Origin of the sequence: Methylovorus mays, assembly GCF_020531915.1 — a bacterium.
In the GTDB taxonomy this organism is placed as follows: Bacteria; Pseudomonadota; Gammaproteobacteria; order Burkholderiales; family Methylophilaceae; genus Methylovorus; species Methylovorus mays.
The window spans coordinates 131,827-153,813 of the sequence record NZ_JAJAVG010000006.1 but is presented as its reverse complement, the minus strand read 5'-3'; the positions used below and the strand labels follow the sequence as shown (position 1 = coordinate 153,813).

Below are 21,987 nucleotides of genomic sequence, written 5' to 3'. Positions count from 1 at the left end.
ATGACAACCCTGCACCGTAGCCTTTTACCGCTACTTTTGATGATGGCCTGCCTGCCTGCCCATGCCGAAAAGGCGGATAAGGACAAGCCCATCAATCTGGAAGCAGATGCCGTCACCGTGAACGATGCCAAGAAAACCAGCATCTATACCGGCAATGTGATTCTCACACAGGGCACCCTGATGATTCGCGGCGATAAACTGGTTGTCCGCGAAGACAAGGAAGGCTTTCAGCACAGCACGACCTACGGCAATCCGCAAACCCCCTCCACCTTCAAGCAGAAAATGGAAGGTAAAAACGAATATATGGAAGGCAGTGGTCAACGTATCGAGTACGATGGACGTATGGACAAGGTACAGCTCTACACCAAGGCCTGGGTAAAAAAAGGCGATGATATCGTACATGGCGACTACATCATGTATGACGCCAACGCCGAATACGCCGAGGTGATTGGCGGCGGCAGCCAGGCCGCCACTCCAGCCACACCGAGTGGTCGAGTCCGTGCTGTCATCCAGCCCAAGAAAAAACCGGCAGCCGGCGCGGATGGCGCAACGGCCAATTGAGTCGGCTGGACAATCCAGCTGCCCTGTCGCCTGCAACACGAATACCTGAGTAAACATGAGCCAATTAATTGTAGAAGGTCTGCGCAAGAAATATAAATCCCGCACGGTGGTGCAGGATATTTCGCTGCAACTCAACAGCGGCGAAGTTGTAGGCTTGCTGGGCCCCAACGGCGCTGGCAAGACCACCAGTTTTTACATGATGGTAGGCCTGGTAGCCCTGGATGATGGGCGCATTTTGCTGGATGGCAAGGATCTGAGTCGCCTGCCTATCCATCGTCGCGCGCGCCTGGGCCTCGCTTACCTGCCACAGGAGCCGTCGATTTTTCGCAAGATGACGGTGGCCGAAAACATCATGGCGATTCTGGAATTGCAGAAACTGGCGCCAGAACAGATGGAAAACCAGCTGGAGTCGCTGTTGCAGGAACTGCACATCACCCATATCCGCAACAGCATGGCGGTCAGCCTGTCCGGTGGTGAGCGCCGCCGCGTTGAAATCGCCCGCTGCCTGGCCACCAACCCCAGCTTTATTTTGCTGGATGAGCCATTTGCCGGGATCGACCCAATCGCCGTACTGGATATTCAAAAGATCATCCGCTTTTTGACCGAACGCAATATTGGCGTGCTGATCACGGACCATAACGTGCGCGAAACCCTGGGCATTTGCGACCGCGCCTATATTGTCAATGAAGGACGGGTATTCGCGGCAGGCAAACCCAGCGAAATTATTCACAACGATAGCGTAAGAGAAGTGTATCTTGGTAAGGACTTCCGCCTTTAAGCATCCATTTGGCGGCCCCCACGTATGAAGCAAAGCTTACAACTCAAATTTTCGCAACATCTGGCGCTGACTCCGCAGTTGCAGCAGTCTATTCGCTTGTTGCAGCTATCCACACAGGAGCTCAATCAAGAGCTGGAAACCCTGTTGCAGGCGAACCCGTTGCTGGAACGCGCTGACAAGATCGAAGAACCCCTGGAAATCCCGGACAACTTCATTGCGGCCCCTATTGCCCCTGAACCCAGCGTGGCCGCCACACCGGAAGAAGCTCCCCGCCAGGAGGATTTTGGTGGCGATGACTATTTCGAATTCGGCAGCAGCAGCGGCAGTAACCGCTGGGAAGACAGCAGCTCCGGCAATGATGATGACAATGACTTCAGCTATCAGGAAGCCGTCAGCCTCACCCTGCGCGATCATCTCCTGAGTCAACTCAAGCTGCTGCCGCTGTCCGAACGCGATCAGACCTTGTCCATGCTGCTGGTTGATACCATTACTGATGACGGCTATCTGGAACAGTCACTGGAAGACCTGGCAGACATGCTGCCACCGGAACTCGAGATCGACATGCTGGAGTTGCAAACTGCGCTCAAGCATATCCAGAATCTGGATCCACCTGGCATAGGTGCACGCAACCTGGCGGAGTGTCTTTCCTTGCAATTGCACGCTTTGCCTCCAGATACGCCTTATGTGGATCTTGCCATCAAGGTTGCCGAAACGCATTTGCCATTGCTGGCAGCCCGCGATTACGCAAAACTGAAAAAGCTGCTGACCTGCGACGATGACGTATTGCGCGAAGTGCAACAGCTAGTGCTGCAACTCAATCCCCGCCCAGGTGGTGAATTCAGCAAAATCACGTCTGATCATTACATTCAGCATGAAATCGTGGTGAAGAAAATCAAAGGCGTATGGCTGGCCCATCTGAATGATGAAGTCGTGCCCAAGCTGCGCATCAACCAGCTATATGCCGGCATCCTCAAGCGCAACCGCGAAAGCTCGAGCCAGTATCTGATGAGCCAGATGCAGGAAGCCAAGTGGATGATCAAGAACATCCAGCAGCGCTTCTCGACCATCCTGCGTGTTTCCCAGGCCATTGTGGATCGCCAGCGCAATTTCTTTGAGCACGGTGAAGTCGCCATGCGTCCTCTGGTATTGCGCGAAATTGCCGATGAGCTGGGTCTGCATGAATCCACGGTTTCACGCGTCACCACGCGCAAGTACATGCTCACACCACGCGGGGTTTACGAGCTTAAATATTTCTTTGGCAGCCATGTGGCTACCGAATCCGGGGGCGCTTGTTCCGCCACTGCCATACGCGCCCTGATCAAACAAATGGTCAGCGAAGAGAACCCGAAAAAGCCGCTGTCGGATAACCAGATCACGGATATCCTGGGCAAACAGGGCATCGTCGTTGCTCGCCGCACCATTGCCAAATACCGCGAGTCTTTGCAGATACCCGCGGCCAACCAGCGCAGATCGCTTTGATCTGCGTTTTACCTGAAGGAGTAAATCATGAACCTGCATCTCACCGGACACCATCTCGACGTTACCCCAGCCCTGCGCGAATATGTGCAGAGCAAGCTTGAGCGCGTGAGTAACCACTTCGACCATGTGATTGACGTCAAAGTCACCATGAGCGTAGAGAAGCTGGCGCAGAAAGTGGAAGCCACCATTCATGTGCCGGGTCACGATATCCATGCAGAAAGCAGCGGCGACAATATGTATAGCGCGATTGACACGCTGGCTGACAAGCTGGACCGCCAGGTTCTGAAGCACAAGGAAAAAGTAAGCGACCATCACAAAGCCAACGGTGCCCTCAAGCATCAGGCGGCTGCGGAATAAAGGTCCAATCGGGGACAAGGCAATGGCGTGTTCTCTTACTCACCGCTAGCCGCCTTGTCCCTGTCGAACATAAGGTAATCATATGGCTACCATCAGTGTTGCACAGCTTTACCGGGATATGCGCCGCAATCTCAAACTCACCTGGGTTTCCGGGCTGAATGGCGGCGAAAACCTGCTCACCAGTGAAACGGTAACCAAGCCCTCGCTGGCACTGATCGGACATCTGAATTTTGTGCATCCCAACCGTGTGCAAGTGTTGGGCTGTGCCGAGATGGATTACTTGCGCAGCCTGCCCAAGCCAGAGCTCAAGAAAGCCATCCACAATCTGTTTTCCACCGACCTGGCCGCCGTGGTCGTGGCCAATGGTGAAAAACCACCGGCCGAGCTGAATGCAGCCTCGGATGATTTTCAAACTCCCTTGTTTACCTCGCCCATGCGCAGCCCGGGGCTGATGGATGTCTTGAGCCATTACCTGGCGCAAGCGGTCGCCGAATCCGAGAGCTCCCATGGTGTTTTCATCGAAGTACAAGGCTTTGGCATTCTGATCAAGGGCAACCCGGCCATTGGTAAAAGCGAACTCGCACTGGAACTGATCTCGCGCGGGCATCGCCTGGTGGCGGATGATATTGTCGATTTTTACCGCATTGCGCCGGACCGGCTTGAGGGGCGGTGCCCACCTATTCTGCAGGATTTCCTGGAAGTGCGCGGGCTGGGCATCCTGAACATCCGTGCCCTGTTTGGTGACAACGCCGTCAAACCGACCAAGCCGCTCGACCTCATCATTCAGCTTGAGATGGCCGATACTCTGGCACCGCAACTGCTGGACAGGCTCAAGATCAAATCGCATCACGAAAAAATACTGGGTGTGAAAATCCCCAAAGTCATGATTCCCGTGGCCGCTGGCCGCAATATTGCGGTGCTGGTCGAAGTCGCCGTGCGCAACCACATGCTGTTGCTGCGGGGCATTAACGGCACCAAGCAATTCATGCAGCGCCAGCATCGCGAGATGAGCAAAGCCATGAAACGCCAGCAACAAGTAGAGGGTTAAGCGTGGCCACCAGCAAGATGCGGCTCATCATCGTCACCGGTCTTTCTGGCTCGGGCAAAAGCATCGTGTTGCGCGCCCTGGAAGATGCCGGTTTTTATTGCATAGACAATCTGCCCGCCACCCTGTTACCCCAGATTTCCGAACATCTGGCGCCCGCCACCCAGCAGCGCGTGGCGATCAGCATAGACACCCGTAGCGCAGCGCTGGAAACCTTGCCGGAAAACATCCAGGCATTACGCGACAAAGGGATCTCCGTGCAAGTGCTCTATCTGGAGTCCAACGCTGAAACTCTGGTCAAGCGCTTCAGCGAAACGCGGCGCCGCCACCCACTTAGCGATGAAAAAACCACACTGGCCGAGAGCATAGAATACGAGCGGCAGCTCTTGAACCGGCTGGTGAACCTGGATCACCGCATCGACACCAGCAACCTTAGCGCCAACACCTTGCGCAACTGGGTGCGCGATTTTGTCGTTCAGCAGAGCACGGGCATGACGCTGTTGTTTGTCTCCTTCGGCTTCAAGCACGGCATTCCACTGGATGCCGACTTTGTGTTTGATGTGCGCTGCCTGCCCAACCCCCATTACGATCCGGTATTGCGCCCGCTCACCGGCAAGGACGCCCCAGTGCAGGACTTTTTGCGGCAACAGCCCATGGCACTGGAGATGCTGCAGGACATACGCGGCTACGTAGAGCGCTGGCTGCCCTGTTTTGATGGCGACCATCGCAGCTATCTGACGGTCGCGATAGGCTGCACCGGCGGTCAGCATCGCTCGGTATTTTTTGTCGAGCAGCTGAGCCAGTACTTCAAGGATAAACAACAAAAAGTGCTAATCAGGCACCGCGAGCTGGAGTAAACAAGCTTGTTCAAATTCACGATGCCGGACCCCGGCAACAGGACGCTTTCATGATAGGTATACTGATTATTGCGCACGGCACATTGGGTGAGAGCCTGATACATTGTGCCAGTCATGTGATGGGTACGCGCCCACCATTGCTCAAGCAACTGGGCATCGGCACCCACGATGATCCAGCCGCCATGCTGCCGCAGGCGCAGCAGCTGGTGAATGAACTGGACGAGGGCAGCGGTGTGCTGATCCTCTCGGACATTTACGGGGCGACCCCATGTAATATGGTGGGCAAGTTGCTGAAGCCGGGACGGGTTGAAGGTGTGGCCGGAGTGAACCTGCCCATGCTGGTGCGCACACTGACGTACCGCAACGGCGATATTCAGCTACTGGTACAAAAAGCATTGAGCGGGGGTAGCGAAGGCGTTATCCATTTTACTGAGGAAGCATGCAAGCACCATGACTAAACAAGAAATAGAAATCATCAATAAACTCGGCCTGCACGCACGCGCATCCACCAAGCTGACGCAAACCGCCAGCCAGTTTGGCAGCGAAATCTGGATCGAGCGCAACGGTAGAAGAGTCAATGCCAAGAGCATCATGGGCGTCATGATGCTGGCCGCCAGCAAGGGCAGCAAGATTGTGCTCGAAACCAATGGGGCCGATGAAGAGGCCGCCATGCAGGCGCTGGTGACCCTGATCTCGGGCAAGTTTGGCGAACCGGAATAAGTCTATCGTGGCCGCCCCCAGCCCCGCTTCCAAAGTCAGTTTTTCCATCCATGGCGTTGGCGTGTCCAGCGGCATTGCCATCGGCCATGCCCATCTGGTCTCGCATGCCTTGCTTGAAGTAGTACATTTCCAGGTGCCCAAGGCCCTGATTGCCGATGAAATCATCCGCTTTGACAAGGCCGTAAAAACCGTCAAGCACGACCTGGAAACCGTGCGGCGCTTGCTGCCGGAAAAAGCACCACCTGAGCTTAGCGCTTTCATCAGCACGCATCTGATGATCCTGCAGGATCATGCGCTGTCTGAAACGCCCAAACAGATGATCAAGGCCGAAGGCTGCAATGCCGAATGGGCGCTCAAGCAGCAGATGGAAGATCTGGTCGCCCAGTTCGAGAAATTTGAAGACGAATACCTGCGCGAGCGCAAACAGGATGTGATCCAGGTTGTCGAGCGGATTATCAAGGTCCTGCTCGGGCACCCGAGCCAGGTGCCACTGCGCTCGCAAGAGAGTGCCATCATCCTGGTGGCGCATGATCTCTCCCCGGCCGATGCCATTCAGTTCAAGCAGCACCAGTTCGCCGCCTTCATCACCGATGTCGGCGGGGCCACCTCGCATACGGCAATTCTGGCCCGTAGCCTGAACATTCCCTCCATCGTCGCCTTGCAACGGGCACGTACGCTGGTACGTGATGGCGAGCTGATTATCGTCGATGGCAACCAGGGCGTGGTCATTGTCAATCCGGACAAAGACACTCTGGCCGAATACAAGCTGCGGCAGGAACAATGGGAAATCGAGCAGCAAAAGCTGAAACGCCTCAAGCTTACCAAAGCGGTGACGCTGGATGGCACCAACATTGAACTGCATGCCAACATTGAAGTGCCGGAAGATGTGAGCCATGCCAAAGCGGCGGGCGCGACCGGCATCGGTCTCTACCGTACCGAATTTCTGTTCATGAACCGGCGCGAGATGCCCGGTGAGGAAGAGCAGTTCCAGGCATACCGTAGCGTAGCCGAAGCCATGAAGGATTTGCCAGTTACCATCCGCACGCTGGATCTGGGCGCAGACAAGGAAATGAACCCGGATACCGCTCGCACATGCACCAACCCGGCGCTGGGGCTGCGTGCCATTCGCCTGTGCCTGTCAGAACCGGCAATCTTCCTGACGCAGCTGCGCGCCATCTTGCGCGCCTCACATTACGGCAAGATCAAGATACTGATCCCCATGCTCTCCTCGATTACCGAGTTACGGCAAACCCTGGTGCTGATTGAGCGCGCCAAGCAAAGTCTGGATGCGGAAAAATCCCATTACGACAAAGATATCCAGGTCGGCGGCATGATTGAAATCCCCGCAGCGGCTTTATGTGCCGAGGCCTTTGCCCGCGAATTGGACTTCCTGTCCATCGGCACCAATGACTTGATTCAGTATTCGTTGGCGATTGACCGCACTGACGATACTGTTTCGCATCTCTATAACCCTTTGCATCCCGCTGTGCTGCAACTGGTGGAGATGACCATACGCGCGGGCAACAAACTGGGCAAACCAGTATCCGTCTGCGGCGAAATGGCGGGCGAAGCCAAGCTTGCCAGGCTGTTGCTGGGATTTGGCTTGCGTCAGTTCTCCATGCATCCATCGCAAATCCTGACGGTAAAACGCGAAATCCTGCAGAGCGATCTGCCCTTGATCACCCCGGTAGCACGCAAGATTCTGGGTACCCAGGATATTGATCGGGTGGAACCTTTGCTGCAAAAACTGAATCTCCAGTAAAGGAGACAACGACATGGCAGACTTAGAACACGAGCGTGAACCGCAGGATATTCCCGCAGACGACCTGAATATCATGGTGCTGACACACCTGGGCGGTATTCTTTTTTCCGTTTTCCCCAGCCTGATTGTCTGGCTGCTTAAACGCAACGATAGCCCCTACATCAGCCAGCAATCGCGCGAAGCACTGAATTTTCAGATTACGGTGCTGATTGCCCAGGCCATCAGCTCGGCGCTGATTTTCATCCTGGTGGGATTTGTGCTCATGGGCATCGTCTGGCTGCTGAATATTGTGTTCAGCTTCCTGGCTGCCGTCGCGGCCAGCCGAGGAGAGACTTACCGTTACCCATTTACGCTCCGCCTGATTAACTAAATAACTTAACTGCATTTTTGATAAACCAGTATTCCCCAGAAGGATGGCTCACGTGAACGACAAGGCTTTGCAAGATAACCCGTTGCTGGATTTTTCCGGCCTGCCCCGCTTCAATGAAGTGAAAGCCGACCATGTCACCCCGGCCATAGACCGCTTGCTGGATCAGGGCCGCGCCATACTGGAACAACTGGCGAGCGCAACGGAAACGCCCACCTGGGAAAACTTCGTGCGCCCGATGGAGGACATGGAAGAGCAGATTTCGCGCGCCTGGTCCCAGGTGTCGCACATGAATGCCGTCGTCAACAGCCCGGAACTGCGCGAGGCCTACAACGACAACCTGCCCAAGCTGACCGCCTTTTATGCAGATCTTTCACAGGATGAGCGCTTGTATGCGCGTTTCCGCGCCCTGCGCGAAAGTGCAGGCTACGGGAGCTTGAGCCCCGCCCAACGCAAGATTGTCGACAATGAGCTGCGTGACTTCCGCCTGGGCGGTGCCGAATTGCCCGATGACCAAAAAGCCCGGTTCAAGGCCATACAGGAAGAGTTATCCACGCTGTCCGCCAAGTTCGAGGAAAACCTGCTCGATACCACCAACGACTTCAGCCTGTATATCGACAAAGCCGATACCCTGCGCGGCATTCCCCAGGATGCCTTGCAAGCGGCCCAGGACGCCGCCCGTGAAGATGGCAAGACTGGCTGGAAATTCACGCTGCATTTCCCTTCCTACATGCCTGTGCTGCAATATGCCGATGACCGTGCCTTGCGTGAACAGCTGTATCGTGCCTATGCCACGCGGGCTTCGGAATTTGGTAAAGCAGAGTGGGATAACACCGCCCTGATCTCCAGCATACTCAAGCTGCGGCATGAGGCATCCGTCATGCTGGGCTATCGCAATTACGCTGAAATGTCGCTCGCCACCAAGATGGCGGAAAGCCCGGCTCAGGTGGAAGAGTTTCTGCAAACGCTGGCCGTGCGTGCCAAGCCGTTTGCCGAACGTGACATGCAGGAGCTGCGTGAATACGCCGCCAGCAAACTCGGACTCACTGATCTGCAGGCCTGGGATATTGCTTATGCCTCAGAAAAATTGCGCGAAGAAAAATATGCCTTCTCCGACCAGGAAGTGAAGCAGTACTTCCCGGAAGAGCAAGTGCTGCATGGCCTGTTCAAGGTCACCGAGACCATTTTTGGCGTGCATGTGCGCAAGTCAAACGCCCCGGTATGGCATGACAATGCCGAGTTTTACGAAATCACCGACCATCAGGGCAAGCTGGTGGGACAGTTCTACCTGGATCTGTACGCCCGCAACAACAAGCGCGGCGGCGCCTGGATGGACGAAGCGATTACCCGTCGCAAAAAATCGCATGGTGTTGAAACGCCCGTGGCTTTCCTCACCTGCAATTTCTCGGCACCGGTAGGTGACAAGCCTGCGCTGTTTACGCATGATGAAGTGATCACCATGTTCCACGAGTTCGGCCATGGCCTGCACCATATGCTGACGCAGGTGGATGATTACGGCGTTTCCGGCATCAAAGGCGTGGAGTGGGATGCGGTGGAACTGCCCAGCCAGTTCATGGAAAACTTCTGCTGGGAGTGGGATGTGCTGCGTCACATGACCAAGCATGTGGAGACCAGCGCGCAATTGCCACGCGACTTGTTCGACAAGATGATCGCTGCCAAGAATTTCCAGGCGGGCATGCAGACCGTGCGCCAGATCGAGTTCTCTCTGTTCGACATGCGTCTGCATGGCGACTTTGACCCCAATGGCAGCAAGAGCTCGCTGGACCTGATCGAGGAAGTGCGCGACGAAGTAGCCGTAGTACGTCCACCCAAATGGAATCGCTTTCCGAATAACTTCTCGCATATTTTTGCTGGCGGCTACGGTGCTGGTTATTACAGCTACAAGTGGGCGGAAGTGCTGTCTGCCGATGCCTACAGCCTGTTTGAAGAAAACGGGGTATTATCCGAAGAAACGGGCCGCCGTTTCTGGGATGAGATCCTGGCACAAGGCGGCTCACGCCCGGCGCTGGAATCCTTCATTGCGTTCCGTGGGCGTGCACCGGATATTGATGCGCTATTGCGCCACAACGGCATGACTACCTGAGGAAACACCACCATGATGCGCTTTCGTGCATTGCTCCTGATCGCTCTATGCAGCGCCACCAGCTGCGTGGCGGATGTATACAAATGGACCGATGCTGAAAGCGTGAATTATGGGGATACTCCACCGGCGAAAAATCGCTCGGTAGAAAAGCTGAAACAAAGCCTGAATGTGGTGGAAACCGACAAAGAGCCTTATGAAATCAAGGTGGCTGTCGAAAAAAACCCCCTCACCCTGTATGTCTTCAAGGAATGCGGTGGCCCATGCGATCAAGCCAAAGCCTTGCTGGACAAACGCGGCGCGCCCTACACCCTGAAGAACAAGGACGAAGACAAGCTGGAATTGCAGAAACTGACTGGCCGCTTGCAAGTGCCTTTCCTGATGGTAGGCAAAAATCCTCATCTGGGGTTTGAAGAATCCACCTGGAATACTGCACTGGACCAAGCAGGGTACCCGCGCAGCAATCCCATGGCGGACTTTAAAAAACCGTCCAAGGCGGCCAAGGTCGCTGACAAACAACCGGCCACCGAGGCCAAATCCCCTTAACTTAACCACGCCACGACCCTGGTCAGCGGCCCCCACCAAGAGATGCGCCCACGCATCCACAGGAGCTTTACGTGAAACTCGCCACCTGGAATGTCAACTCGCTCAACGTACGCCTGCCGCACGTGCTGGATTGGTGCACCGCCAATCAGCCCGATGTTTTGTGTTTGCAGGAAACCAAGCAGGAAGACAGCAAATTCCCCTACGAAGCACTAACCGCCATTGGCTATAACGCCATTCATAGCGGCCAGAAAACCTATAACGGGGTCGCGATTCTCAGCCGCCATGTGCTGGAACATCCGAGCTACGGCATTCCAGACTTTGCCGATGAGCAAAAGAGGCTGATTGCCGCGACGGTCAAAGGCATACGCATCGTCTGCGCTTACATTCCCAATGGGCAAAGTGTTGATTCAGACAAATATCAATACAAGCTCAACTGGCTGGCTTCGCTCACCACGCACCTGCAGGCAGAGCTGGCAGTCCATCCCAAGCTGGCCTTGCTGGGTGATTACAACATTGCCCCCGAAGACCGCGATGTACACGACCCCGCTGCCTGGTTAGGCCAGGTGCTGGTCAGCGAGCCTGAGCGGACGGCGTTTCAAGGGCTGGTCGATTTGGGTCTGCATGATACGTTCCGTTTATTTGAACAACCAGAAGCCAGCTTCAGCTGGTGGGATTACCGCATGGCGGGTTTTCGCCGCAATCTGGGGCTGCGCATTGACCACATTCTGGTCAGCACCCCATTGCTGGCCGCCTGCCAGGCCAGCTGGATAGACAAGGCCCCGCGCAAGCTGGAACGTCCATCGGATCATACGCCGGTGGTATTGGAGCTCTCCGAACAGGATTGAACAGCTTGGCGGAGCTAACGGTTTGGAATGGCTTTTAAACCTGCATTGAATGCTTGAACAATGAGCGAATTCACCGACTACTTGCCCGATATATTTGCGCTGTTAGGCCCCATCAGCATGCGACGCATGTTTGGCGGCCATGCGCTCTATTATCAGGGGCTGACTTTTGGGCTGGTATTTGAAGAGACCCTGTATCTCAAGGCCGATGAGGAAAATGCGGGGGACTTTCAAGCGCTGGCCTTGCCCCGTTTTGGCTATGAAAAGCAGGGCCGCTGGATAGACTTGCCCTACTATCAAGCCCCGGATTTCATCCTGGAAGACCGTGACCTGGCAGCCAGCTGGGCACGCAAGGCTTATGCGGCCGCCTTGCGAACAAAACCATCAAAACCCAGACGCAGCAAACCGGTGGCAAGCAAAGTCAGCTCTCGCTGACTTGCTGCCTGGCTTATTTCGCCTTGATACCCAGCTGCTTCAGCTTGCGATAAAGATGGGTACGCTCCAGCTGCACGGCCTCCGCCACCCGACTCATGTTATGGCCGGCCTTGACGAGATGATGCTCGAAATACAGACGCTCAAAATCATCGCGGGCTTCGCGCAAAGGCTTGTCGATATTCAAGGCTGCCAGACCTGCACTGGCCGAAGAAGTCTCGACGATAGGCAGGGCCGCCTGAAATGCCGCAAACTGCTCCAGCACACGATTCACATCCGTCAGGGTGATTTTTTCGCCCAGGCTGGTCTGCATCAGGTTACGTATCACGCTATCCAGCTGGGTAATATTGCCTGGCCATTCAGCATTGCGCAGCGCATTCAGTGCTGCCACATCAAACTCCCGGTACAGCACCTCGCCACTATCGACCAGCAGCGCCGCCATGGCACGGGCCAGGTCGGGGATGTCTTCACGGTGATCAGACAGGTTGGGGATACGCAGGCTGGTAGCAGAGATAGATTGCAGTAACAAGTTATCAAACCGCCCGGCAACCACCAGCTGTGGCAGGCTTTTGGCCGTGACACACACGACGCGGGCGCCGTACTTGTCGGCACGTGCCAATAACAGCTGCAGGCCTTTTTGCTGGTTTTTACTAAGATCGGCCACTTCTGGAATAAACAGCATGCCTTCCTGCACCTGATCCAGAATATCAAGCGGCGCTGTCGCCAGCTGCTCATAGTCGGTCAGGCTCAGCCAGGGAGTATCCGGGCTATGCAGAAACTTGGCGCACAACTCGGCGCCACTGCCTTGCTCCCCGATCAGGAGTAGCGGGGTCTTGACGCTTGCAATCTGCTCCAGGCGCTGACGCAGTTCGCTGATGACCGGACTCTTGCCGAGGTTGAGCAGGGTCATGTCGGAGCGCGGTAACTGCTCACCATGCTTTAGCGCAGCACTGACGGTCTTCAGCAGTTTTTGCAGAGCGATCGGTTTTTCCAGGAAATCAAAGGCCCCGATGCGGGTAGCCTCCACTGCGGTATCAATCGTGCCGTGACCGGACATCATGACCACCGGCATCGTCAGCAGGCCGCTATTCCCCCACTCTTTCAGCAGGCTGATGCCATCACAATCCGGCATCCAGATATCCAGCAGCACCAGATCAGGACGCATCTGCTCCCGATAAACCCGAGCCTCCGCCGCGTTTTCTGCCAGTTTTACCTGGTAACCTTCGTCCTGCAGAATGTCATACAGTAGCTCACGTATGCCGATCTCATCATCGACAACTAGCACATGTCTTGCGGTCATTGCGATTACTCCACCCTTTTCGTTTTTGCTGGCAAAGTCACAGTAATGCTTGCGCCCCCCTTTGCCAGGTTTTCAATATGAATGTGGCCTTTATGCTCTTCTATGATTTTCTTGACGATCGCCAGACCAAGACCGGTCCCATGGCGTTTGCTGGTCATGTAGGGTTCAAAGGCACGACTGAGAATTTCCAGCGGGAAACCGGTGCCATTGTCTCGTACCTCCAGCTTGACCGTGTCCACGTCAGCCGCCGTGATGATCTGAATCATCCCGTCCGCTCTGCCCTCCAGCGCATCCTGGGCATTTTGCAACAGATTGTGCAGCACTTGCCTTAGCATGGTGGCATCGCCCATCACCGATGGCAAACCATCCGCCAGGCTGATTTCAAGCTGAATGTCTGCCGGCTCATACAAGGCCAGTACGTCATTGATCAGGCTGTTCAGCGCCAGCTCGCTCAGATTAAGCGCAGGCGCCCGTGCATATTCACTGAATTCATTCACCATGGTTTTCATGGCGGCCACTTGCGTCACGATGGTATTGGTCGCCCGCCGCAGCATATCGGCATCGTCGGTTTCGAGCTTGGCCGCCAGCTTGTGTTCCAGGCGCTCGGCCGATAGCTGAATAGGTGTCAGCGGGTTCTTGATCTCATGGGCCAGTCGGCGCGCCACCTCGCCCCAGGCCGCGTCGCGTTGGGCTTGTACCATGGTCGTCACATCATCAAATACAATCAGGAAGCCGCTATCCGCCGTTTGCGGCAACCGGGTGCCCCGCACCAGCAGAATGCGCTTGCCCTGGGCTGTCACCAGCTCCATTTCCTCTTGCCATTCGCCCGTGTCGTCATCGCCACAATGCGAAAGAATCAGCTCTACCCACGCTTCCAGTGCCACATGTGTTTGCCCCAGCTGCTGGAAAGGCTGCTCCAGAAAATTGCTCAGGTTGACGCCAAGAATATTGGAAGCCGCCATATTGCAGGTACGCAATTGTGCACGATCATCCAACGCCAGAACGCCGGACGACAAGTGCGCCAGAATGGTCGCCAGATAACCGCGAGCTGCCTCTACCCGCGCCCGGTTGCGTTCGGCAGCGAGCGTGGCATCGCCCAATTGTCTCGTCATGCTGTTAAAGGATTGCACCAGTATGCCCAGCTCATCCTTGCCATGCACCGGCAGCATGGTGCCGTAATCGCCTCTGGCGATGGCGCGGGTACCTTCGGCCAGAACGCCCAGCGGCGCTGACAGGCGACGGCTCAGCACAAAAGCAATCGACACGGCTGATAACATGGCGAGCATCAGCACCAGCGTCAACGTCAGTGCAAACACCTCTTTCAACGATTCACGACTGAGCGACAGCTCCTGATAATCCTGATACACATCCTGCACGGATTCCGCGGTGGTAGACAAGCTTTTTGGCACCGGCTGCAATAGCTGCAAAATACGGGTTTCCCCCGCCAGATCCGGCATCACGATCGGGGCAAGTACCCGCAGATAGAGGCCTTTATCCGGAATAGGTTCTATGGTGCCGTATACATGCTGCCGTGCCTGGCGCAATTGAGGAATGCTGGGCAGCTCAGGCAGAAAGGTCGCCGGGTTATTGCTTGAAAATGCCAGGATACGCCCTTGCAAGGTCAACAGTACCGCATCTTCCACACCGCTTTTTTCTCGCAGGTCATTCAGCACGCTCAGGTGCGAATTCGATGGCTGAAACGCCAGGGACACTGCCATGCTTTCGGCTTTTTCCTCAATATCAGACAACATGATATCGAGCGCACTTTGCCCCAGACGCAAACCGCCTTCCAGTGCGGCTTCCACTTTCACGTTAAACCAGGACTCAATCGAGCGCGTCAGGAAATTGACCGATACCGCATACACGATCACACCGGGAATAATCGCCATGAGGGCAAAGGCGCCCAGCAAACGCAGGGTAAGCCGACTGCCCATGACATGGGCGCGCATCTGGCGAAACAGTCGCCAGAGCTGCATGCTGATCATGACGATCAATGCCACGGCCAAGGCGCCATTCAGCACCAGCAACAAGGTGTAATAATTACCCGAAGCGGCAGTATTGGTGCTGGCATGCGACAGCAGATACAGCAAAACTGCACCTAGCAGGGCACTGATAAAAACGATGTATTTCATTGGGACAAAGGCATGCTAAAACAGCGTGGGCACCCAACGATAACGCTGGGAGACCATATTCCAGTCCTCGGAGCCGCCAATCACATCGACCTGCAAGGCCTTGGGCAACTTGGTTTGATCCAGCCGCACGCGCAAGGCAGCCTTGTAGGCTTCGCCTTTTTTCAGCAAGGCTTTCTCAAAAACAGGCCACTGCTCCAGCCGCGAGAGTTCCTGCTTCGCATCCTGCAAGGACGCAAAGGAGCGCTGATGGTGATTATTGAGATTGACCAGATATTGCCGTGACAAGGCATGGTAGCTCAGGGTGACATAGGTACTGACCGTGGCGATTTCGTCATCAAACCAGTAACGACGTGGCGAGGTCAGCTGGAATTCAATCAGGAACGTCAGTGGGATGCCTTTGTTCAGGGCTTCTTCTACCGTGGGACTCAACGTGACATCAAAATCGGCATTCAGCAGATAACTATCTTCAGTGGGCACCAGTTCGGCATTGCGGATGTGAAGATTGCTGACGGCAGCGTATGCCGTAGTCAGCATGAAAACAACAAAACTGCCGGTCAACAGCGTGGCAAATAAACGACGAAAATCAGTTTTTTTGTAGAAGTGCATAAAAGAAGCCGTCATGTGCTGCACAAGGATAAAGTTGTCCATGCCGAGCATGAGGCGAAGCATCCTGACTCAGCGGCAACTGCTTCGCATCGGCGTGCTGTTGCAGAAACCGGTCAATCTGCTGTTGGTTTTCCTCATGAAAAACCGAGCACGTTGCGTAAAGCAATTTACCACCCTTTGCCAGGCACTGCCACAGTTGCGGCAGAATGAGTGCCTGCTGACGAACGAAGGACGCCACATCCGCCTCGCGGCGCAGCCATTTGATATCCACATGCCGGCGGACTATGCCGGACGCCGTACATGGAACATCGGCCAGAATGCGATCAAACGGCTGACCATCCCACCATCCGGAAGCATCCGCCGCATCGCCGGTGACGAGCTGGGCTTTCAGCTTTAACCGCTGCAGGTTTTCTTGCGTACGGCGCAATCTGTCAGCGTCACTATCCATGGCAACGAGGTCCACATCGGCCAGCTCAAGAATATGGCCTGTCTTGCCGCCCGGGGCGCAGCAGGCATCCAGCACACGCATGCCGGGTACCAGATCAAGCAGTGGAGCGGCCCATTGCGCACCGGCATCCTGCACGGAGACATCCCCCTCGAGAAACCCGGGAATACGCTCGACCGGGATAGGCTGGGTCAATGTCACCGCACTGTCGCCCAAATGACTCGCGGCTATACCGGCATCGGCCAGTTGCTGGCGATAGGCTTCGACGGCGAGATGCCGACGGTTAACACGCAAGGTCATGGGCGGGTGCTGATTGCCTGCCAGCAGCATGGCTTCCCAGTCCTGCGGATATTGATGCCGCAGCTTGTTTACCCACCATTGCGGATAAGAGTAGCGGGCAACATCATCAGCGGGGTCTATGTTTTTTACCAGCGCATCCTGCTGGCGCAGGAAGTTACGCAAGACGGCATTGGTCAAGCCCTTGACCCATGGCTTTTTGAATTGCGCCGAGGCCTGCACGGCTTGGTCAACAATGGTGTGGCTGGCGGCTCGCGCCTGCTGCAATTGATAGATCGCCACCAGCAGCAGACAGCGCAAGCGCTCATCCTGCAGCGGTTTTTGCAGAAGCTGATTCAACAGCGCCTGCAGTTGCCCATACTGGCGCAGGCAGCCGTAGCTGAGGTCCTGTGTCATGCCACGCTGTTGCGGGGTCAGGCTGCGCTGCCGACTGAACATGGCATCCAGAGTGACGCCAAGATTACGGCCCGTCAGCACCTGATGCACGGCTTCGGCGGCGAGTTGTTGAGCTAGTTGCAAAACGGCCTTTCGGGAGATTCTAAAAAAACAAAGCCGCAGAACTTAAGGTCTGCGGCCACTTGTGAGGAGTGGTCAGGCCATGGCCATCAGGCGCGCGATACGCTCCTGGGTTTGCGGGTGTGTACTGAACAGCCCCTTGATTCCTTCGCCTGACAAGGGATTGATGATCATCATCTGGGCGGTTTCAGGATGCTGCTCAGCCGTTTCCAGCGGGATCTGATGAGCGTAATCGTGGATTTTTTTCAGGGCGGCCGCCAGCGCGGTGGGGTCACCACTGATTTCTGCGCCGCCACGGTCAGCTTCAAACTCGCGTGCCCGTGAAATCGCCATCTGGATCAACATGGCAGCAATCGGCGCCAGAATCATGATCAGGATCGCCACGGCCGGATGCACACTGCGCTCACGGTCATGGCCACCTGCAAACAGCATGCCAAACTGGGCAATTGATGAAATAGCCCCGGCAATGGTGGCAGAGATGGTGGAGATCAGCGTGTCACGGTGCTTGACGTGGGCCAGCTCATGCGCCATTACGCCACGCAATTCGCGCTCGGACAGGATACGCATGATGCCTGTCGTGGCGGCGACCGCCGCATGCTCGGGGTCGCGCCCAGTGGCAAATGCGTTAGGCTGGTCTTCGTCAATGATGTAGACCTTGGGCATGGGCAACTGGGCATTCTGCGCCAGCTCTTTCACCATGTTGTAGAACTGCGGGGCTGATGAAGCATCCACCTCGCGGGCGTTGTACATCTTGAGGACGGCCTTGTCGGAAAACCAGTAGGCGTAAACATTCATGGCCGCAGCGAGCAACAGCGCGATCATCATGCCACCAGCACCACCCAGCGCAGCGCCCACGGTACCAAACAGCACCACAATGCCCGCCATCAGAATGGAGGTTTTCAACCAGTTACCTAACATGTGTATTCCTCAAGTCTTTCATTAATAAGGGAAGGATGCCCCTTAGATGCGGCTCATCAGCAAAAATTCAAGCCTGTGGCGATACCGAATGAAAGCGATCGCCCGGCTTGAGTACATGCCCGGCCACAAACTGCCCCGCCTGCAGGCGCTTGCCACCTGGCATCTGCAATTCCTCAATGCGCAGCAGACCCTGACCACAGCCAACTACAATGGCATCACCCACCGAAACCACCACGCCGGGCTCTGCGTTACCGTCCATGGCCGTCGCCATCCAGATACGGCAGATCTCTTCGTTGAGTTTGGCCTGCGCGACAGGGAAAGGGTTAAACGCGCGCACCTGGCGCGAAATCACTTCGGCGCTCTGCGTCCAGTCTATACCCGCTTCAGCCTTTTGCAGCTTGGCGGCATATGTCACCAAGGCTTCGTCCTGCGGCTCGGCAGGCAGGCTGCGCTGAGCCGCCAAGGTGTCCATGGCCTTCACCATCAACTGAGCCCCCATCAGCGACAAACCATCGTGTAGTGATTGTGCGGTATCGCGCCCAGTGATGGGTAATACGCCTTTCTCGACCATCGCACCCGCATCCAGCGCGGGCACAACTTCCATAATCGTCACACCGGTTTCGGCATCCCCCGCCAGCAAGGCGCGCTGTATGGGCGCAGCCCCGCGCCAGCGCGGCAATAATGAAGCATGGATGTTGTAACAGCCGAGGGCAGGCATGTTGAGCACGGGGGTCGGGATGATCAGCCCATAGGCCGCCACGATCATGACATCGGCATCCACCGCAGCGATCTGCGCCTGTATGTCCGCATCCTTCAAGGTCTCGGGCTGCAACACCGGGATCTGGTGCTGCAAGGCCAGCTCCTTGACCGGACTGGCCTTGAGCTTCATCCCACGCCCCGCCGGGCGATCCGGCTGGGTAAGCACCATCACAACTTCATGCTGCGATGCAACAAGAGCTGCCAGCGCTGGCACGGCAAAGTCTGGCGTGCCAGCAAATATGATCTTGAGTGCGGGCATATTAGCGATCCCGCTGACGTTTCTTGAGTTTGGTCTTGATACGGTTTTGCTTGAGTGGTGACAGGTAATCGACAAATACCTTGCCTAGCAAATGGTCCATTTCATGCTGTATGCAAACGGCCAGCAAGCCTTGTGCTTCAAGCACAAATGGCTCGCCATTGCGGTCCAGCGCTTCCACGGTCACCTCGGCGGCGCGCGTCACATTTTCATAAATGCCTGGCACCGAGAGGCAACCTTCCTCGTAATCCTGGGCGCCACATTTTGCGGTAATTTTAGGATTGATGAATACCCGCAGCTCGTTCTTGGCTTCGGACAGATCCATGACAATAATTTGCTGATGGACATCGACCTGGGTAGCAGCCAAGCCTATGCCCGGTGCAGCGTACATGGTCTCCGCCATGTCATCGATCAGGCGACGGATGTCTGCGTTCACTTCCTTTACCGGCTTGGCAACCGTATAAAGGCGTGGATCGGGGTAGTTTAATATGTCTAAAATTGCCATAAATCTTGATTGTTGAATGAATTACATGCAGAATTTAATGCAAGTTCGCGGATATTTCATGCCGCATCATTGCCGAGGTCTTGAATATGTTGAGATACATTATAACGCCGCTCGTATTGGCTTGTCTGGCTTTACCTGCCGCGGCGGATGATGTGCAGCTGCAGCCTGACCGCCCCGAACGCTATGTCGTGGTGAAAGGCGATACGCTCTGGGCTATTTCCGGCAAATTCCTCAAGGATCCCTGGAAGTGGCCTAAGGTGTGGAACATGAACCGCGAACAGATCAAGAATCCACATCTGATCTATCCCGGTGACGTTGTCGTGCTGGACACCAGCAGCGGAGAACCTCAGCTGCGCCTACTGCGCGAGACCGTTACTCTGCAACCGGGTATTCGTGAAGAGCCGCTTGAAAGGGAAGCTGTTCCCAGCATCTCCCCCAGCACCATTGCCCCCTTCCTTAGTCGCCCGCTGATTGTCGAGGCAGATTCCCTTAAAGATTCGCCCACCATTATTGCAGGCCCGCAAAACCGCGTTGCCTATGCGCCTGGCAACAAGGTCTACATCGACAAGATGCCCGAAGATCAAGGCAACGTCTGGCATATCTACCGCCCCGGCAAAATCATGGTAGACCCTGAGAACAAAGAGCCACTGGGACTGGAAGCCCTTTATCTGGGTGATCTCAAGGTCACCAAATTCGGCGATCCTGCCACGGGGGAAATTACCCGCGCCAAAGAAGAGATTTTCAGCGATGACCGCCTGGTTAAAATCGAGGATAAACTGCAATTCAATTACATCCCGCATGCCCCTGACAGCGAGATCAAAGGCCGCATCATGGCCATTTACGGCGGCGTGGCTGAAGCGGGCGCCAACACCATCATCTCGATCAACAAGGGCAAGCTGGATGGCCTGGAAGAAGGCCACGTGCTGAGCATTAACCGCGCAGGCACTTACGTCAGCCGCAAGCCCACTGAAAAGAAGGCTGAAGAAAAATTCAAATTGCCAGAGTTCCGCTTCAAGGATGTGGATCCTAATGAAGAGAAAAACAAGAAGCCACAGGCAAAAACCGATGAAAAGTATGACCCCAAGAAAGATCCGGCCAATGACAAGTCTCTGGTCAAATTGCCCGATGAGCGCATTGGTTTGCTGATGGTCTTCCGGACGTTTGATCGCGTGTCTTACGGTTTGATCATGCAGGCAGCAGAGCCCGTCAATCTGCTGGATACCGTCAACACGCCCTGAGGCTGAATGTCCCTGAGTGCGTCAGATTTAGAGGAAGCCCGCCTCTGGATAGCCCTGAGCCTGGTTCCAGGCTTGGGTGGCCAGCGGATATGTCAGCTTCTCAAAGCATTTGGCAGTCTGGAACAGATTTTTGCAGCGCCGCAGGATGCCCTGCGGCAAGTTGTCCCTGAATCTGTTGCCGAAGCCATTACCGGCGGCCCTGATCTGGCAGCCACCGACTTCGCTGCCAATTGGCTCATGCAGGAAAACAATCATCTGCTCACTCTGGCAGATAGCCGTTACCCACCCGCCCTGCTCGAAATTGCCGATCCACCGCCCCTGCTTTACGCTAAAGGCCAATTGGCGGCATTTGATTTGCCTGGGATGGCGATTGTCGGCAGTCGCAATGCAACGCCGCAAGGCGAAAAAAATGCGGCTGATTTTGCCCAGGCTCTGTGTGAGCAAGGCTATTGCGTCATCAGCGGCCTGGCGCTCGGGATTGATGGCGCCGCGCATCAAGGTGCCCTGCGAGCCAAAGGCATCACGATCGCCGTGGTCGGCACCGGTCTCGACATTGTTTATCCATCCAAACACCGCGCACTGGCCCATCAGATCGTGGAACAGGGCCTGATCATCTCCGAATTTGCACTGGGCACGCCTTCTCGCCCGCAGAATTTCCCCCGACGCAATCGCCTCATCAGCGGATTAAGCCAAGGGTGCCTGGTAGTGGAAGCCAATGCCAAAAGTGGCTCGCTCATCACGGCAAGACTGGCGGCAGAACAAGGGCGCGAAGTCTTTGCCATTCCTGGCTCCATCCATTCTCCGGTTTCAAAAGGTTGCCACGAGTTGATCAAGCAAGGGGCAAAACTGGTCGATTGCATACAGGATATCGTGCAGGAGATGGCTCCGCTGCATCCCCAACAGCAACAAGCTTCTCAGGAAGATGCTTTTGATGGACATGGTCCTGAGGAAACCTCCCATACACAACTACTCGCCTGCATGGGTTATGACCCCATCAGTATTGATGCCTTACAGCAATCAAGTGGCTTGACGAGTGATAGCCTTTCGGCCATGCTGATGGTACTGGAGCTGGAAAATAAAGTGGCGGCACTGCCCGGTGGTCGCTACCAGCGCATGAGCTGACTGCAGCGATTGCGAGGATTGCTTCTAAGAATTAAAGCTTGGCCTG

23 protein-coding genes are annotated in these 21,987 nt (G+C 55.6%); 16 read left to right on the top strand and 7 right to left on the bottom strand.

What is annotated here, in order from left to right:
- From lptA to LG203_RS08145, 14 genes are all read left to right on the top strand, one after another.
- Window positions 1-561, top strand: a complete 561-nt coding sequence (gene lptA / locus LG203_RS08210) for a lipopolysaccharide transport periplasmic protein LptA (protein WP_230345330.1) — start codon at window positions 1-3, stop codon at window positions 559-561.
- A 55-nt stretch (window positions 562-616) separates the two neighbouring features.
- Window positions 617-1,339 (top strand): LPS export ABC transporter ATP-binding protein, encoded by a 723-nt coding sequence (gene lptB / locus LG203_RS08205; RefSeq protein ID WP_013441029.1) that lies wholly within the window; start codon window positions 617-619, stop codon window positions 1,337-1,339.
- Window positions 1,340-1,363: 24 nt separating this feature from the next.
- Entirely contained in the window at window positions 1,364-2,818 is a 1,455-nt protein-coding gene (locus tag LG203_RS08200) for an RNA polymerase factor sigma-54 (protein WP_230345329.1), read from the top strand.
- Between the two features lie 27 nt (window positions 2,819-2,845).
- Entirely contained in the window at window positions 2,846-3,175 is a 330-nt protein-coding gene (hpf, locus tag LG203_RS08195; RefSeq protein WP_230345328.1) for a ribosome hibernation-promoting factor, HPF/YfiA family, read from the top strand.
- An 82-nt stretch (window positions 3,176-3,257) separates the two neighbouring features.
- Window positions 3,258-4,223, top strand: a complete 966-nt coding sequence (hprK, locus tag LG203_RS08190; RefSeq protein ID WP_230345327.1) for an HPr(Ser) kinase/phosphatase — start codon at window positions 3,258-3,260, stop codon at window positions 4,221-4,223.
- Window positions 4,224-4,240: 17 nt separating this feature from the next.
- A complete protein-coding gene (gene rapZ, locus LG203_RS08185; protein WP_041362502.1) occupies window positions 4,241-5,077 on the top strand; it encodes an RNase adapter RapZ in 837 nt (278 codons plus the stop codon).
- Between the two features lie 50 nt (window positions 5,078-5,127).
- A complete protein-coding gene (locus LG203_RS08180; protein ID WP_230336292.1) occupies window positions 5,128-5,535 on the top strand; it encodes a PTS sugar transporter subunit IIA in 408 nt (135 codons plus the stop codon).
- A complete protein-coding gene (locus tag LG203_RS08175) occupies window positions 5,528-5,797 on the top strand; it encodes an HPr family phosphocarrier protein (RefSeq protein ID WP_013441023.1) in 270 nt (89 codons plus the stop codon). The genes LG203_RS08180 and LG203_RS08175 overlap by 8 nt, the downstream gene beginning before the upstream one ends.
- Window positions 5,798-5,804: 7 nt before the next feature.
- Window positions 5,805-7,559: a phosphoenolpyruvate--protein phosphotransferase gene (gene ptsP, locus LG203_RS08170; protein WP_230345326.1), complete on the top strand. Its 1,755-nt coding sequence runs from the start codon at window positions 5,805-5,807 to the stop codon at window positions 7,557-7,559.
- A 13-nt stretch (window positions 7,560-7,572) separates the two neighbouring features.
- Window positions 7,573-7,929, top strand: coding sequence for a DUF4870 domain-containing protein (locus LG203_RS08165; RefSeq protein WP_230345325.1), 357 nt, complete (start codon window positions 7,573-7,575; stop codon window positions 7,927-7,929).
- Between the two features lie 52 nt (window positions 7,930-7,981).
- Window positions 7,982-10,030 (top strand): M3 family metallopeptidase, encoded by a 2,049-nt coding sequence (locus tag LG203_RS08160; protein ID WP_230345324.1) that lies wholly within the window; start codon window positions 7,982-7,984, stop codon window positions 10,028-10,030.
- A gap of 12 nt (window positions 10,031-10,042) precedes the next feature.
- Window positions 10,043-10,573 (top strand): glutaredoxin family protein, encoded by a 531-nt coding sequence (locus LG203_RS08155; RefSeq protein ID WP_230345323.1) that lies wholly within the window; start codon window positions 10,043-10,045, stop codon window positions 10,571-10,573.
- A 71-nt stretch (window positions 10,574-10,644) separates the two neighbouring features.
- Window positions 10,645-11,418, top strand: a complete 774-nt coding sequence (xth, locus tag LG203_RS08150; RefSeq protein WP_230345322.1) for an exodeoxyribonuclease III — start codon at window positions 10,645-10,647, stop codon at window positions 11,416-11,418.
- A gap of 60 nt (window positions 11,419-11,478) precedes the next feature.
- On the top strand, window positions 11,479-11,850 hold the full coding sequence (locus LG203_RS08145) for a TfoX/Sxy family protein (RefSeq protein WP_230345321.1): 372 nt from the start codon (window positions 11,479-11,481) through the stop codon (window positions 11,848-11,850).
- 13 nt (window positions 11,851-11,863) lie between these two features.
- Here LG203_RS08145 and LG203_RS08140 read toward each other — a convergent pair whose 3' ends face one another.
- From LG203_RS08140 to def, 7 genes are all read right to left on the bottom strand, one after another.
- Window positions 11,864-13,147 (bottom strand): sigma-54-dependent transcriptional regulator, encoded by a 1,284-nt coding sequence (locus LG203_RS08140; RefSeq protein ID WP_230345320.1) that lies wholly within the window; start codon window positions 13,145-13,147, stop codon window positions 11,864-11,866.
- A 5-nt stretch (window positions 13,148-13,152) separates the two neighbouring features.
- Window positions 13,153-15,279, bottom strand: a complete 2,127-nt coding sequence (locus LG203_RS08135) for a sensor histidine kinase (RefSeq protein ID WP_230345319.1) — start codon at window positions 15,277-15,279, stop codon at window positions 13,153-13,155.
- Window positions 15,280-15,294: 15 nt separating this feature from the next.
- Window positions 15,295-15,885 carry a DUF4390 domain-containing protein gene (locus LG203_RS08130; protein ID WP_230345318.1) on the bottom strand — a complete coding sequence of 197 codons (591 nt, stop codon included), beginning with the start codon at window positions 15,883-15,885 and terminating at the stop codon, window positions 15,295-15,297.
- Window positions 15,863-17,146: a 16S rRNA (cytosine(967)-C(5))-methyltransferase RsmB gene (rsmB, locus tag LG203_RS08125; RefSeq protein WP_230345317.1), complete on the bottom strand. Its 1,284-nt coding sequence runs from the start codon at window positions 17,144-17,146 to the stop codon at window positions 15,863-15,865. The genes LG203_RS08130 and rsmB overlap by 23 nt, the downstream gene beginning before the upstream one ends.
- Before the next feature lie 72 nt (window positions 17,147-17,218).
- On the bottom strand, window positions 17,219-18,061 hold the full coding sequence (gene htpX, locus LG203_RS08120) for a zinc metalloprotease HtpX (RefSeq protein WP_230345316.1): 843 nt from the start codon (window positions 18,059-18,061) through the stop codon (window positions 17,219-17,221).
- A gap of 67 nt (window positions 18,062-18,128) precedes the next feature.
- Window positions 18,129-19,079, bottom strand: a complete 951-nt coding sequence (gene fmt, locus LG203_RS08115; RefSeq protein ID WP_230345315.1) for a methionyl-tRNA formyltransferase — start codon at window positions 19,077-19,079, stop codon at window positions 18,129-18,131.
- Window position 19,080: 1 nt separating this feature from the next.
- Window positions 19,081-19,581: a peptide deformylase gene (gene def, locus LG203_RS08110; RefSeq protein WP_230345314.1), complete on the bottom strand. Its 501-nt coding sequence runs from the start codon at window positions 19,579-19,581 to the stop codon at window positions 19,081-19,083.
- 86 nt (window positions 19,582-19,667) lie between these two features.
- Between def and LG203_RS08105 the strand changes: the two genes are divergently transcribed.
- Together LG203_RS08105 and dprA are read left to right on the top strand one after the other, a co-directional pair.
- Window positions 19,668-20,819, top strand: a complete 1,152-nt coding sequence (locus LG203_RS08105; protein WP_230345313.1) for a LysM peptidoglycan-binding domain-containing protein — start codon at window positions 19,668-19,670, stop codon at window positions 20,817-20,819.
- Window positions 20,820-20,825: 6 nt separating this feature from the next.
- Window positions 20,826-21,941, top strand: a complete 1,116-nt coding sequence (gene dprA, locus LG203_RS08100) for a DNA-processing protein DprA (protein WP_230345312.1) — start codon at window positions 20,826-20,828, stop codon at window positions 21,939-21,941.
- Window positions 21,942-21,987: the final 46 nt, after the last annotated feature.